This is a genomic window from Arthrobacter luteolus NBRC 107841 (assembly GCF_001552075.1).
Classification (GTDB): Bacteria; Actinomycetota; Actinomycetes; order Actinomycetales; family Micrococcaceae; genus Arthrobacter_B; species Arthrobacter_B luteolus.
The window spans coordinates 80,150-94,443 of the sequence record NZ_BCQM01000005.1 but is presented as its reverse complement, the minus strand read 5'-3'; the positions used below and the strand labels follow the sequence as shown (position 1 = coordinate 94,443).

The window sequence follows — 14,294 nt, the reverse complement described above, 5'->3', positions numbered from 1 at the left end:
GAGAGTAAATGGGTTTCTTCGACACGATACTGTTCCCCTTCAAGTGGGTGGTGTCATGGATCATGTGGATCTTCCACGAGGGATTCGTTTTCCTCGGGATGGATGCCGCATCGGGTTGGACCTGGACGCTGTCCATCATCGGTCTGGTGATTGTCATCCGGGCCGCCCTCATTCCTGTTTTCGTCAAGCAGATCAAGGCGCAGCGCGGTATGCAGTCGCTGCAGCCGGACCTGCGCAAGCTCCAGCAGAAGTACAAGGGCAAGACTGACCAGCTCTCGCGCCAGGCTATGACGCAGGAGCAGATGGCGCTGTACAAGAAGCACGGGACCAACCCGTTTGCTGCCTGTCTGCCGATGCTGATCCAGATGCCGTTCTTCTTCGCCCTGTTCCAGGTACTGAACGGCGTCTCCAGCGCCAGCGCAGGCGGAGAGGGTATTGGTGCCCTGACTCCGGCGGCCATCACGCAGTTCGATGAAGCGACCATCCTCGGCGCGCCGCTTTCCTCTTCGCTGCTTCACGGCTTCGGCACCGAAGGCCACGTATCCGTCGTCGTCCTCTCGGTCATCATGATCATCGCCATGACCGCGTCGCAGTTCATCACGCAGAAGCAGATCATGTCGAAGAACATGTCTGAAGAGGCGCTGCAGAGCCCGTTCATGCGCCAGCAGAAGATGATGCTCTATGTACTGCCCCTGGTCTTCGGCATCGGCGGCATCAACTTCCCCATTGGTGTCCTCATCTACTGGACCACCACCAACCTGTGGACCATGGCGCAGCAGTTCTTTGTCATCCGCCGGATGCCCACACCGGGTTCCCCCGCAGCGAAGGCACTCGCCGAGCGCCGTGCCCGGAAGGGACTGCCGATGGTTCCCCTGCTGGGTGAGAAGAAGGCCGAGCCGGTTGAAGAAGTTCCCGCACTGTCCAAGGCCCAGCGCCAGCAGCCCCAGCGCAAGAACAGGAAGAAAAGATGAGCACTGAGCACGTCGAAGAGTCTGTGGAAGAACTGCCGGAGCCCGCGGAAAGCGGAGCAGCGGGCCGCCTCGAGGAAGAAGGCGACGTCGCAGCCGACTACCTGGAAGAACTGCTGGACATTGCCGACATCGATGGCGATATCGACATCGAGGTACGCAGCGGACGGACCTACATTTCCGTAGTCTCCGAAGAAGGCGACGACTCCGGGCTGCAGTCCCTGGTGGGACAGGACGGAGAGGTCCTGGAAGCCCTCCAGGAGCTCACCAGGCTCTCGGTGCTGACGGCTACGGATAACCGCTCCCGGCTGGTCCTGGACATCTCCGGCTACCGCAAGGAGCGCAGCGAAGAGCTGCACCGGATTGCGGAAGACGCCGTTTCCCGGGCCAAGACCGCCGGCAAGGACATCGCGCTGGCGCCGATGAGCGCCTATGAGCGGAAGATCGTCCATGACGCCGTTGCGGAGCTCGGCCTCATCAGCGAGTCCGAGGGCGAAGGTCCTTCCCGGCATATTGTGGTCTCCCTCGCCGATTCCTAGGCTTGCGGGCCGGAACATCCCTCAGACTCGCTAAGACAAGGATCTGTTTTCGTGGTTGAAATTACGCCTGCCGAGCATGCTGCAGCGGTCAGGGTATTCGGTTCCCGGCTGCCGCTGGCGGAACGCTATGTGGAGCACCTGGCCACATCCGGCATGGAACGCGGGCTGCTGGGTCCGCGCGAAGTTCCTCGCCTGTGGAGCCGGCACGTGTTGAACTGTGCTGTCGTCGCTGATCTGATCCCGGATTCAAGCAAGGTGGCCGACGTCGGTTCCGGCGCCGGCCTTCCGGGGCTGTGCCTGGCCATTGCCCGGCCGGATCTGCACATGACGCTGATCGAACCGCTGGAGCGCCGGGTCACCTGGCTCAACGAGGTTGTTGAAGATCTGGGGCTGGAGAACGTCGAGGTGATCCGCGGCCGCGCGGAGCAGGTGGTTGGCAAGGTAAAGGTCGACGTAGTTACGGCGCGGGCTGTCTCCGCCCTGTCCGGTCTTGCCGGGCTGACCATCCCGCTGCTGCAGGGCCACGGCGAGGTGCTGGCTATCAAGGGCCGCAGTGCTGCGGAAGAGATCGAAAAGGCCGCCAAGCAGATCCGTAAGCTCGGCGGGAAGGAAACCTCAGTGGTGACGGCTGGGGAGGACGTGCTGGAAGAACACACCACGGTCGTCCGGATTGTGGTTTAGGGACTAAACGCGTTGTGTACATACCCCGGTCGATCCGGGGTTTTGGCGGGGCAGCCGATAGGCTGGTGGCTGTAATGCCTTATGTTGTGAAAGTGAGCATGTCCAGGTGAGTGTGCGCGATTCTGCCGCAAAACGAATTCCCCCCTTTGCTGCGCTGGGTTCTGCCTTCTCATCCACGTTTTCAAGGAATCAACCCGAAAAAGTTGCAGAACCACAGCCGCCCTTGCCTGTTTCACGTGAAACAGGACATGCTGTTGCAACATTGTCTGCCGGCGCATCCCATGTGCCTGTTTCCGAGACCAGCGAAGGTGGTGTAGCCGGCCAGGCGGTCGTTCCGTCCGAGTCGGTAGACGTTATGGACCTGATGGATGAAAGCACCCCACTGGCCCGCGAGCTTGCCAGTGAAAACCGGCGGCGCGAACGGCTCCGCGGACGCGTTCTGCCGCGTCCGGCCGAAACGCGCGTTATGACGGTCAGCAACCAGAAAGGCGGCGTGGGTAAAACCACCACCACCGTCAACCTGGCCGCCGCTCTGGCGTCGGCCGGATTGAATGTCCTGGTTATCGACATTGACCCGCAGGGAAATGCTTCCACCGCCCTTGGCATTGACCACCGGGCAGAGGTTGAGAGCATCTACGATGTGCTCATTGATGACCTGCCGCTGGGCAGGGTGGTTGCGCAGTGCCCGGACATCCAGAACCTGATCTGCGCGCCTGCGACGATCCACCTGGCCGGAGCGGAGATTGAACTTGTTTCGTTGGTTGCCCGGGAACAGCGCCTCCGCCGCGCCATTGACGTCTACGCTGCTGAACGCAAAAAAGCCGGTGAAGAGCGCCTGGACTACATCTTCATCGACTGCCCGCCGAGTCTGGGCCTGCTGACTGTCAACGCTTTTGTGGCTGCCAAGGAAGTTCTGATTCCGATCCAGTGCGAGTACTACGCACTGGAAGGGCTGAGCCAGCTGCTGAAGAACATTGAGATGATCCAGAAACACCTGAATGCAGATTTGGTTGTTTCTACGATCCTGCTCACCATGTATGACGGCCGCACCAACCTGGCCGCCCAGGTAGCTGCCGAGGTCCGGGAGCATTTCCCGCAGCAGGTCCTGGCTGCAGTTGTGCCGCGATCCGTACGAATTTCCGAGGCGCCCAGCTACCAGCAGACCGTTATGACCTACGATCCGTCCTCAACCGGCGCTCTTTCGTATCTCGAGGCCGCTGCTGAGATCGCTCAGCGTTCTTAGACACCCCCTTCAGGGTTGCCGGATGATCCTGCCGGCGAACCGTAGAATACTCTCACAATCAATCCATGCCGCTTGCTGTGTGCATAAGGGAAGGACTTACCCATGACCGAGAAGCGTCGGGGTTTGGGCCGGGGTCTGGGTGCGTTGATTCCCAGTACTGCCGAGGCTTCTGAGACAACTGAAACCGCGCAGGGATCCCGTGCCGGGAGGCCTGTAGACCTGTTCTTCGCGGCGGCGAGTGATGAAGTTGCTCCCGGACGTGCCGGCGGCAGCCGCCGGGGTGCGGGAATCAACAAGGATGCACTACGGGCTCCTGTGCCCAAAAAGTCTGCGGGCCGCGGCACGGCAACCCGGTCGGCAAGTGCCCGGGCCAAGGCAGCGGCCGAGCCAGCCGAGGCACCTGAAGCTGCAGAGGCTTCCACCGTTACGGCCAAGGAAGCACCTAAAGCCGCTGCAAAGCCAGCCAAGCGCCCTGCAGCGGCATCTAAGCGCCCTGCAGCCACCCGGTCCCCAGCTGAGCCGTCTGAGGCGACAGGGGACGCGGCAGCGGTCGCTGAGATAGTGGAACCAACGCCCGGCGACGTACCTTCCGCAGCGGATACGTCCGTTGATGACGTTTCACGTGAAACGCTTCTGGAAGTTCCGGGCGCGCGCTTTGCTGAACTGCCCATTGATTCCATTCATCCCAACCGCAAGCAGCCGCGCAGCGTCTTCGATGAAGAAGACATGTCCGAGCTGGTGCACTCTATCCGTGAGATCGGCGTCCTGCAGCCCATTGTGGTTCGTCCGTCCGCCGAAGGCGATGCCGATCATCCCTATGAGCTTGTTATGGGTGAACGGCGTTGGCGTGCCAGCCGCGAGGCTGGGCTTGATTTCGTTCCTGCGATCATCCGTTCCACCCAGGACGTGGATCTGCTTCGTGATGCGCTTCTGGAGAACCTGCACCGCAGCCAACTGAATCCGCTTGAAGAGGCCGCTGCGTACCAGCAGCTCCTGGACGACTTCGGGTGTTCGCACGAAGAACTGGCGGAACGGATTGGACGCTCCCGTCCGCAGATCTCCAACACTCTCCGGTTGATGAAGCTGCCTCCGCTCGTGCAGCGTCGCCTGGCGGCCGGTGTCCTGTCTGCCGGCCACGCCCGCGCGCTCCTGGGGCTCAACGACCCAGCCGAAATGGAGAAGCTCGCTCAGAAAATCGTCGCTGAGGGTATGTCTGTTCGGGCGACGGAAGAGGTTGTATCCCTTTCCGACGGTATCCGCCGGCCAGCAAAGGAAGCGAAGCCGAAAGCAGGCGCACGGCATGAGCGTCTCGACTACTTTGCAAATTCCCTCTCAGACCGCCTGGATACCAGCGTGAAGATCACTCTGGGTGCACGGAAGGGCAAAGTCAGCATTGAGTTTGCCAGTGTTGAGGACCTGAACCGGATCATGGGAGTTCTGAACCCCGCGCCAGCGGAGTAGTTTTGACTCGAAAGGCCGCCTGTTTCACGTGAAACAGGCGGCCTTTTTCGTCTCTTGGCACTGCAGACCCACGACAGCTCTATGTCTGGAGATGTGAAGCGGTTCGGTTCGACCATATCGGTCCTGAATTCGATCAGTTTCTACCTGCTGCAGACGTGATCCTCGCATTCGAATCAAATTGGAAGACTTCAGAAGGCCTCTAGACGCGAGTTCAGCATTACAACATGTTCATACTGCGGACGTTTCACGTGAAACATGGACGGGTGACCGATCCGAATCTTTGTTGTTGGGTCAGATACTGACGGCCTTCTGCGCAGGGAAGCGCTCGTCTCCGCGCACTGCGTTCTTAGAGTCTCGCAGGTCCGCTGCCGCCCTCAGGCGATAGCGGAGGGGGACGCTACTCAAACTTCTCTGCTCGCGGGCCGTTCCGGTTTGACTGGCGTCGGCTACCCGAAAGGACTGCCCGGTAATCCACAAGCACCGTTAGTACAAACGAAAACAGCTGTCCCGATTGAAAAATGGGGTACACAAGAGCAATTGCAAGAAGAAACAAGAAAGAAGCAAGGAGCTGTGGAACCTCGGGCAAGGGATCGTGGGCTGGGCTGCAGCGTAGACAACGGGCTTGACGTAGTGCCCAGGCGGAGACTTACCGCCTTCATATAATCCTCCACGTACCGCGCTCTCAGCTAGCCGATTCACCGGTCGAACAGGCAGTATCGATGCTTGGGTTGAGTCTGATGATCACTGGAGAACGGGTGCGATTCGTTGTCCCGTTTCACGTGAAACAAGTGTCTGGTCATGTACGGCGGGGCATAACGAAGAGATGGGCGGAGACTAGGGGTGTCTTGAGGCCCTAGCCGATTACTGGAGGGAGAATAGGCGCTTGCCTTAGAAGCTCTTATCTTGGGTATCAACCCTTATTGATAAGCAATCGCTAAACACCTAAGAACACCGCTTGATGCAGAAGTCTCTGGCTACAGGTTACCCACTCGGGAGTGTACGGTTCCATGAAGCGACCCTGTATGAAATGTCAGCCAATATGCAGAGCATCGGCATGCAGTCAAAGTTCCTGACAGTAAGCCCCTCTGGAAACTGCCGTCGCCATTACATGCGCTTGGATGACGGCAAGAAAGAGTTCAGTTTCACGTGAAACACGAAAGTCTCGGCGCTGATTTGGCGAAACTAAGCATGGGCTCCCAGAACTCGCGCTCATAGATTCTGCGGAACCTTGGGCATGGAAGCATGGCTCACCGGATTCCACTGGGCTCTCCGTCCAGTAGACGCGCAGGACGCAAATCTAAAAGACTTCATCACTTTATCGTCCATAAACAAAAACCGTTCCCGTTGCTGTTCAAGGAACGACTATCAGTGATGGAATGCCTTGACCTTGAAGAGTGGGAGGACCGCCCTCGATTCCAGAGATGCCCTGCGCGCCAGTCTCTGCTTGTCTGGGCCACCGCTGTAGCAAGTGGCTCCCTTCTCAGTACGGGGGCTCAGTGCCGCCAAAGGCTGCGGGGCGATTATCGCCGAGGCATGCTCCTGGGGTTCACTGCCTAAGGATTCCTTCCTGCCGCCAGAGATGTGTACTGAGGCTTCTGCGCAGTCCCGAGCAGTCCCGAGCAGTCCCACGCAGTCCCGAGCAGGACAGTGCGGTGCGGCGGAGTAGAGCAGTTGAGAGCGGAGCGGAGCGGAGCAGAGCAAAGCAGAGTGTGGGTGAGCCGACGCACCACGCTGGACCACGGGTGCACTGCATTGTGGACCGCCGCGTTTGCCCGCTGTTTCACGTGAAACATTGTCGCGCTTGGTCCGGGCGTTGCCCTGGCCAGTGCTCCGCAACAAACCACTTATGACCAGGGTCGCCACCTTGTACCGACCGTCTTGTCAGGATCACCGTCCTTCGTATTCTCCTGCGCCGGAAGCAGAATCCACCACAAGGTTGTTTGCCAGGTCTACTCGCTGGGGATATGCGCCGGCGAGTAGGGAATTGGCTTGGACTCCCACGTGCTGACCACCATAAGGAGCACTCAGTTGAAAGCACAGAGTTTCACTGAGCAGGCAAATGTTTCACGTGAAACGCTTGGCGGCAGCATTGCCGCTTCTAGCGATGGGGCGGTTAAAGCGGGGTAACAACGGGGATCGACTTGATACTGGTAGGGGCGGGGACGCGGGGACGCGGGGAGATATGGGGCATGGGGCGGGAGGTATGGCTGATGCCAGGTGGTTGTCCCCTCCGGCTTCCGCGGGCTATCGAACAGGGGGGGCGAGAGTGCTAGGGGTGCGTCGACATCGCGAGGAGCGAAGTGTTGGAATACTGAGGCGACCTACCCCCCCCGAGTCAGGCTCGGAGGAGCCTCGGGGAATGGTGCACTCGACATAAGAGAATCCCTTGCTGTGGGCACTGTTGCGATGGGTGTCGCATTCACGTGGGAGCAAATGGCCGGGTACGAGGCGATGGTTAACCATCCAGGCCAGCCCTTGCTTGGGATCAGCCTGCACGTGGGGTCCTGCAGGCAAGCACGTGGCCGTGGCCGGCAGCGTTCATGCCGACGGTTCTGGGTAGCGGTGGAAGCTGGCAACAAGCGATATGCAGATCCTTTGTGGTCCCGATGTCGTCCCAGAGTGACTCAGCGGGCTGAGGCCATCTGGTTGAGCTTTTCACGGACCGGTCGCCCAGGGATATCGGATAGTGGTGAATAACTGTCCTACTCGGTGGCATCCGGCATGGACCCCGCGGAGTATTCCATAGACCGAGAGAGAATTTAGGGGTGTCAGGCCAGCCGTGGTGGATCGGAGGGGAAACGGCCGCCCAGTCTCAGAAAGCACTCGTCACTGTCATGATCTCGCGACTCATCAACCATCTCTAAAGGTGTCCCATGCTGACCGAGAGGGAGTCGGGGTCAAGGCCGCAGAGCAAGTCAGCTCATAAAAGCAGCGGAGGACCATCCGCGCTGTGGGGAGTTCTAGGCTTCCAGAGCGCAGCAACGGGAGGAAAGAGGTTGTCAGCTGGTGGAATCGGTACTCAGGGCAAATCCTTGGAGCAGGCAACATGGTCATCAAGATGTTCAACGGGCGCAGGCTGACGCCGGTTCAAGATGCCGGAGACCGTACTCCTCTCGATGGGTTGCCGTCATGGGCTGGCGCAAGGCCTCCTGGAACCCTCTTCACTCGCTCTGCGAGGCACGGTACCCGAGCGGCCACTGCATTTGAACGCCACTGCATTTGAACACGGTGGCCGCCGTGCACTCCACGCCACAGGATTTCCCACGCATCACCCAGGCTGACCGCTGCGCCGGAGAAACACTACACCGAGGTAGTGAGAATACCGGTAGCCGTTGTGAGTGCACTTCTGGTGCGGACGGCGAGCAGCTGGAGAGCGGGACCGAAGATCGGACTGCTCGATAGACCCAGCCCACCAATCACCACCTGTAGTGGACCCCGGGAATGGTTGTGCCCAATCAAGGGAGGTGTCGTTTCACGTGAAACGGGAATCCTAAGACAGCAGGCTCTTGGTGCCGGGGCAGTAACCGTAGCCCAAGAATTCCGCGGCTAACTGGTTGCCTACTTGCAATGAACGGAGCGGCCTGGGAGTGCGGGAACATCCTTTAGGCAGGTCTGCGGTTGTGGCGATGATCCGGCAGCTCAATTACTGCAACGCTCCGTTTGCCTTTTCGACTGTTGGTTGGAGATCAGTCAGCGCCGAACCCGATAGCGCATGTGTTGCACCCGGTTGCCCTGGATCACGACATCGGGATCCTCCAGCAGGTGCTGTGCGTGGACCGACCCGAAGTAGCGCTTGCCCGACCCAAATACGACGGGCACAACGTCCATGCGCACCTCGTCGACCAGGCCGGCGGCAAACACCTGGCCACCGACGTCGCCCGCGGCAACCTCAACGATACGCTCACCCGCAAGCTCCTGCGCCTTGGCCACGGCTGCCTTGATGCTGTCTACGAAGTGAAACGGCGCCTCGGGGTCCCAGCCCTCAGGCTTCGGCCGGTGTGTCACGACGACCACGTGGGCGACCCCGCCCGGAGGCTTCCCATCCCAGCCGTCCGTCAGGTCGAAGACTCGGCGGCCGGCGATTGTCGCCCCGATTTGGTCCCAATACGGCCGGATGTAGTCGTAGGACGTCTGCGAGACCAACACCACGCCGCTCTCGTCCAACGGGACGTCACCGTTGAGTAACCAGTCAAACAGTGGTCCGGACTGTTCGTGCTCGTTCGCGATGAAACCGTCCACCGACACGGAGGCATACATAACCACCTTGCCCACGGGGCTCTCCTTTGCACGGGTGCCCCATATTAGTCCTGGTATGGAGAACGAGGCTCCGCGCCTGAGAGTTTTCATGTTGCCATCCGAAAGGCAAGGGTGTGCCGGACACCCCTCCCTGGGGCAGGCATTTCCTGCACTTATCTGACCCGTGCTGCTTTGGCCTGTCAGCCCATTTGGCCTGTCAGCCCATCTGGCCTGACAGTACGGGCGAGGGGGGCAACAGCGACATCAAAAGCTGTTGCTCATGCATTGGGCCGTTGCGGACCCCGAATGAAGCGCGAAGAGGGCGGGTCCCCGAATGGAAACCCGCCCTATGAACTAGAAAGGTCAGCTACTTCGCATTCTCCGAGAAGCTGGAGTCGACATAGCTGTCCTGCTTAATCGGATCTGCGTACTCGATCGCGCCGGACGCCATCCACACTTCCTCCATCTTGGCCAGCTGCTCAGGGAGGGGTGCCAGGTTGGGGAGCCAGGTGTAGAGCGGGACGGCCTTGACTTCCTCGGCAGTCTGTCCGGTGGCGTCACCGATGATCTTCAGGTTCTCGTCCGAGTAGCGATCATCACCCTGGAGGTCCTTGGCCGCGCGCGCTACGGCATTAAAGAACTTCTGCGCGTTGTCAGAGCCTGCGAAGTGCCCGCCGAAGATCATTCCGGTACCGGAGGTACCTGCCGGGGGAACACTGAGCTGGACAGCCGTCTCGTCGCTGATGGCCAGCGTAGAGAACGGAGCGGAGATCAAGCCTGCATCGAGGCTGCCGTTGGCAATGGCCGTAGGCATATCCGGGTTGCCGAGGTTGACGACCTCGACGTCGTTGATGCCCAGGCCTGCTTCCTCCAGTGCCAAGGCCAGGAGGAACGCGCCGGTTCCACCGGCACCGCCGGCAGCGCCGACCTTCCGGTCACGCAGGTCTTCGACTCCGTTGATCTGGTTGTCATCGGCCAATGCCTTCGAAACGACCAGGCTGGTAGGGCTCTCTTCAGTATTACCGTCTGCAACACCCATCGAACCTACAACCTTGATGTCGAGGCCGGTTTCGATGGCGCTGAACATTCCAGCCGAGAAACCGGCGGCTACGACGTCGAGCTTGCCGCTGGAAGCCAAAGGAATGGCATCCTGGCCGGACTTAACCGTTTCCAGGGTCACTTCCAGGCCTTCGTCTTCGAAGTATCCCTTGGCATCGGCAACGTAGATGGGAGCAAAGATGGGCAGCTGCACGATGCCGACGCTCACCCCCGTCATTTCGGGTCCTTCGGCTTCCGCACCGGATTCGGCGCTGCATCCGGTCGTCACGAGGGCTGCCAGCACCATTGCGGCAGAAAGTTTCAGTCTGATTTTCACTTCTTATCCTTCTTTTTTGATCCATTGGAATATTTCCAGGGAAGTACTGCCCGCTCGAGGAGAAGCACCAGTGCTGTCACCAGCGCGCCCACGAGGGAAACAACAATCAGCCCGACGTACATCTTGGCGGGCTGGAACAGCTGCCAGGAATTCCAGATGAGGTAACCGAGACCGTCGTTCGACGCCACAAACTCCACAGCGGTAATAACGATGACGGACATTCCAGCAGCGACTCGGAGGCCGGTGATAATCGCCGGCGTTGCTCCAGGGAGCAGCACATGCCGGAACAACTTAAACCCGGTGGCCTTGTAGGCGCGGGCAGCTTCCAGCACGCGCGCATCGATCTGGACAATGCCGGCGAGGGTGTTGATTTGGATGACGAAAAATACCGAAATGGCAACGCTGAGCACTTTAGGAGTCTCGGTGAGGCCGAAGATGAGCAGCAGCAGCGGAAGGATCGCGATCTTGGGCAGGGCGTAGAGGGCCGTGAAAGTCGGGCCGAGTGCGGCGCGCAGAGGCCGCCAGACACCCATCAACAGGCCGACGGCGATGCCTGCCACGGCGCCACACGCGAAACCAACGCTCAGCCGCGCCACGGTGGCTCCTGTGTGCTTCCAGAGTTCGTTGCTTTCCATCATGCTCCACGCCTGTACCGCGATCTGGGTGGGCGGGGTAAACAGTCGTGCATCGACGGCACCGCTGCGGGCCAGCAGTTCCCAGAGGGCAAGGAGCAGGACCGGAGTCAGGATGGAGAGGGAGAGGTCACGGAAGCGGAGCCGCTGCTCCCGGGAGAACTCACGCTGAATAGCACCCTGAAGTTCGACGTCGGCCGGGGCTTTGGTTTGGTCGTGGATGGTTGTAGTCATGTTAGGAATACCTCAGAGATGCTTGGACTTCGTCGCGCAATGAATCCCAGATATCCTGCTTCATTGACGCGAACTCGGGGCTTGCTTCGATCTGCATGCTGCGGGGGCGTCCGAACGGGACGTCAATGATTTCCTTGACCCGGCCGGGGCGGGCGGACATCATCACGATCTGGTCGCCCAGCAGGAGCGCTTCTTCAATTGAGTGGGTGACAAGAACAACCGTTTTGCGCTCCAGCTCCCATAGCTTCACCAGCTGTTCCTGCATCAGCATCCGTGTCTGTGCGTCAAGGGCACCCAGCGGCTCATCCATCAGCAGTGCGGGGGATCCGGTGGCAAACGCGCGGGCGATGGCAATGCGCTGGCGCATACCGCCGGACAGCTGATGCGGATAGGAGTTCTCGAACCCGGTCAATCCGGCTTCGGCAATCCAGTGCCGGGCGTGCTCCTCGCGTTCACGTCGGCCCACACCGGCCATTTGCTCGCCGAACGCGACGTTCTGCAGGACGTTGAACCAGGGAAACACGCCGTGTTCCTGGAATACGAACGCTGAGGTCGGAACCTTGTCTGCTCGAAGGCTTGTGGAGATATGGCCGGAAGTTGCTGTTTCCAGGTCGCCCAGGATGCGAAGTAGGGTTGACTTTCCGCAGCCGGAAGGACCCACGATACAAGTGAAGGAGCCCTCCTTCAGCTTCAGATTGATGTCATCGAGGGCATGGACACCGGTGGAACCGGGGAATACCTTGTGTACGGAGTTGACCTCGAAGGCATAGTCCGTCGAAGTTTCTGGGGTCATCTTGTTTCCTGAATGTCGGAGGACTGTGAGGGTTGGCGGGGAGGGAGTGGGGAGCAGAAGATCCCTCCAATGAACTGCTGGTCCCATTCGGAGGCCTGCAGGTATTCCGGGGCATGTGGGCCGATCAGGCCCGGTGCCCAGAGTTCGGCGTCGTCATCCGGCTCGTAGCCGATTGCGGAGCCGCCGGTAGCGGACAAGTAGCCACGGGTGTTGGCCGAGACCCCCCAGATGATGCGGTAACCGTTTGAGGGCTTATCCAGGGCATGGAGGAACAGGGAACCCGCATCTCCGGGGGAGAGCCAGGTGCTCAGCATCCTGGCGTCCCGGGGCTGTTCGAAGCGCGACGCGATACGCAGGCAAATTACGTCCATGCCGTGCCGGTCATGGTAGTAACTGCCCAGGGCCTCCAATGCAGCTTTGGAGACTCCGTAAAAGGTATTGGGGCGCACCGGAGTATCGTCGGGGACCGCTGTGCCGTCGGTGGGGACCGGAGTAAAGCCGGCGGCATGAATCGAACTTGCCAGCACTGCTTTGGTGATGCCCTGCAGCCGTGCGCTTTCAAGCACTGCCTGGGTGCCGTCTATGTTGGCCCGGAGGATCCGGTCCCAGTCGTCCTCCAGCGGTATACCAGCGAGATGGATTAAGGCGTCACATCCTGACAAAGCGGTGCTGAGAGCCGAGCGGTCATTGACGTCGCAGATCGCCCAGTCAGCGCCGAAATCCCGTTCGGGACGGACCCGGTCGATGCAGCGCAGCTCTATCCCTGCGTCCTGCAGCGCCGGGATGATGTCGGACGCCAGAGAGCCGGCGGCTCCGGTCAGCGCGACCCGCTGCGGCAGCTGGATCCAGGGCCCCCTCACAGCAGTGCCCCCTGACCGACGAGTGCTTCCTGCAGCCGCAGGACATCAACTGTGCTGTCCCGGACGTAGAGGGCCGCCGCGAGCCCGGCTGCCTGACCGGTCGCAAAGGACGTACCCATGACCCGGAGGGAAGCAAATGCCCGGTTGTCGGAGCTGACCAGGCGTCCAGCGGCCCAGAGATTCGTCACGTCGGAGGAAGCCAGGGCGCCGTAGGGAATGTGGTACCAGCTCTTCCCCGCAATCCGATGGTAGGAAGTGGATCCGGCTACGGCGTGATCCTCCATGGGCCAGCCACAGCGGGCAATTGCATCCTCGGGGCGCCGCCGCGCTCCGCTCACGTCCGAGGCCCGCACCGTTTCCTGTCCCAGAAGCCTGCGTCCCTCGCGGATTCCCAGTTGCGGGCCCGTGGCTGCCAGGTAGGCATCCCGCCAGCCAGGCAGGAAGGATACGAAGGCGTCCAGATAGTCGTGGCACAGTGCCCTGGCCCGGCTCTCCGCGCCGCTGAGCTGCTGGACATCAAGTATGTCGATGTGTTCGTCAGCCAGGAGCAGCATCAATTCGCGGGAGAGGGGCAGCCGTACACAGGTACCGTTGCTGCGGCCGAGTTCCACGCCCGTCCGGGCGGCATAGCGGGCCAGTGCATCATCCATTGCCTGGGACGACGTCTCGGCGTCTTCCGCCACCCCGCCAACCCTCATCACAAGAGTGCTGGCCTGACGCTGGTCAGTCGGTGAGAGATGATGGTCGGCGCCCGCGGCGGCCAGGAGCGCCCCGTCGCCGCTGCAGTCGACGAAGGCCTTGGCCGTGAGCTCCAGATTCCCTCCGCGGTGGGAGATCAGGACGCTTTCGATTCCGCCTGGACCGCGGCGTGCGGAGTGGAGCGTGCTGTGGAACAGGACGTCGATGCCGGCCGAGGCCACGAGCTTGTCCAGGATGAGTTTGGTGGTTTCGAGGTCGAGGAGGACGACCGTGTTGCCGGAGTTGCTGAAGGTTTCCCGGCGGTAGAGGTCATGGCGGTGGAGTTCTTGGAGGAACTCGTCGCCGAAGCCGTAGACCACCTGCTCACCCTGCTGGTCGTAGAAACCGCAGTACGCGAGCACCGAGCTGTTAGTGGCCGCTCCGCCGAGGAAACCGTACTGTTCGACAAGACAAACCGCAGCGCCACTGCGTGCTGCGCTGACGGCCGCAGCCACGCCAGCCGCTCCGCCTCCTACAACGACAACGTCATAAGCTGTACGGCCCGGAGTGTGGGGCATGGAGATATTTCCTTAA

11 protein-coding genes are annotated in these 14,294 nt (G+C 60.7%); 5 read left to right on the top strand and 6 right to left on the bottom strand.

Annotated features, from left to right (window positions below):
- Positions 1-8 precede the first annotated feature (8 nt).
- The 5 genes from yidC to AL3_RS10645 all read left to right on the top strand — a co-directional run bounded on the left by yidC (position 9) and on the right by AL3_RS10645 (position 4,892).
- Complete coding sequence (gene yidC, locus AL3_RS10665; RefSeq protein WP_066300464.1) at positions 9-971, top strand: membrane protein insertase YidC; 963 nt, start codon at positions 9-11, stop codon at positions 969-971.
- The gene (locus tag AL3_RS10660) at positions 968-1,507 is read left to right on the top strand and encodes a Jag family protein (RefSeq protein WP_066300463.1); all 540 of its coding nucleotides are present in this window, start codon (positions 968-970) and stop codon (positions 1,505-1,507) included. Before yidC ends, AL3_RS10660 begins: the two co-directional genes overlap by 4 nt.
- Positions 1,508-1,558: 51 nt before the next feature.
- Complete coding sequence (gene rsmG / locus AL3_RS10655; protein WP_066300462.1) at positions 1,559-2,188, top strand: 16S rRNA (guanine(527)-N(7))-methyltransferase RsmG; 630 nt, start codon at positions 1,559-1,561, stop codon at positions 2,186-2,188.
- Positions 2,189-2,294: 106 nt separating this feature from the next.
- Positions 2,295-3,431 (top strand): ParA family protein, encoded by a 1,137-nt coding sequence (locus AL3_RS10650; protein ID WP_246168365.1) that lies wholly within the window; start codon positions 2,295-2,297, stop codon positions 3,429-3,431.
- A gap of 102 nt (positions 3,432-3,533) precedes the next feature.
- Positions 3,534-4,892 carry a ParB/RepB/Spo0J family partition protein gene (locus AL3_RS10645; protein ID WP_066300460.1) on the top strand — a complete coding sequence of 453 codons (1,359 nt, stop codon included), beginning with the start codon at positions 3,534-3,536 and terminating at the stop codon, positions 4,890-4,892.
- Between the two features lie 3,690 nt (positions 4,893-8,582).
- On the opposite strand, the gene AL3_RS10640 is transcribed toward AL3_RS10645, so the two are convergent.
- The 6 genes from AL3_RS10640 to AL3_RS10615 form a co-directional block, all read right to left on the bottom strand.
- Positions 8,583-9,164 carry a dihydrofolate reductase family protein gene (locus AL3_RS10640; RefSeq protein WP_066300457.1) on the bottom strand — a complete coding sequence of 194 codons (582 nt, stop codon included), beginning with the start codon at positions 9,162-9,164 and terminating at the stop codon, positions 8,583-8,585.
- 331 nt (positions 9,165-9,495) lie between these two features.
- Positions 9,496-10,503, bottom strand: a complete 1,008-nt coding sequence (locus tag AL3_RS10635) for an ABC transporter substrate-binding protein (protein WP_205054067.1) — start codon at positions 10,501-10,503, stop codon at positions 9,496-9,498.
- Positions 10,500-11,369, bottom strand: a complete 870-nt coding sequence (locus tag AL3_RS10630) for an ABC transporter permease (RefSeq protein ID WP_066300455.1) — start codon at positions 11,367-11,369, stop codon at positions 10,500-10,502. The genes AL3_RS10635 and AL3_RS10630 overlap by 4 nt, the downstream gene beginning before the upstream one ends.
- A 1-nt stretch (position 11,370) precedes the next feature.
- Positions 11,371-12,162: an ABC transporter ATP-binding protein gene (locus tag AL3_RS10625; protein WP_066300453.1), complete on the bottom strand. Its 792-nt coding sequence runs from the start codon at positions 12,160-12,162 to the stop codon at positions 11,371-11,373.
- Complete coding sequence (locus AL3_RS10620; RefSeq protein ID WP_066300447.1) at positions 12,159-13,022, bottom strand: NAD-dependent epimerase/dehydratase family protein; 864 nt, start codon at positions 13,020-13,022, stop codon at positions 12,159-12,161. The genes AL3_RS10625 and AL3_RS10620 overlap by 4 nt, the downstream gene beginning before the upstream one ends.
- On the bottom strand, positions 13,019-14,278 hold the full coding sequence (locus tag AL3_RS10615) for an FAD-dependent oxidoreductase (protein ID WP_066300438.1): 1,260 nt from the start codon (positions 14,276-14,278) through the stop codon (positions 13,019-13,021). The genes AL3_RS10620 and AL3_RS10615 overlap by 4 nt, the downstream gene beginning before the upstream one ends.
- Between the last annotated feature and the right edge of the window lie 16 nt (positions 14,279-14,294).

Excerpts from the sequence above, each read along its gene's own strand:
- yidC (WP_066300464.1), top strand. The coding sequence starts at position 9 with ATGGGTTTCTTCGACACGATACTGTTCCCCTTCAAGTGGGTGGTGTCA.
- AL3_RS10660 (WP_066300463.1), top strand. The coding sequence starts at position 968 with ATGAGCACTGAGCACGTCGAAGAGTCTGTGGAAGAACTGCCGGAGCCC.
- AL3_RS10645 (WP_066300460.1), top strand. The coding sequence starts at position 3,534 with ATGACCGAGAAGCGTCGGGGTTTGGGCCGGGGTCTGGGTGCGTTGATT.
- AL3_RS10630 (WP_066300455.1), bottom strand. The coding sequence starts at position 11,369 with ATGACTACAACCATCCACGACCAAACCAAAGCCCCGGCCGACGTCGAA.
- AL3_RS10625 (WP_066300453.1), bottom strand. The coding sequence starts at position 12,162 with ATGACCCCAGAAACTTCGACGGACTATGCCTTCGAGGTCAACTCCGTA.
- AL3_RS10615 (WP_066300438.1), bottom strand. The coding sequence starts at position 14,278 with ATGCCCCACACTCCGGGCCGTACAGCTTATGACGTTGTCGTTGTAGGA.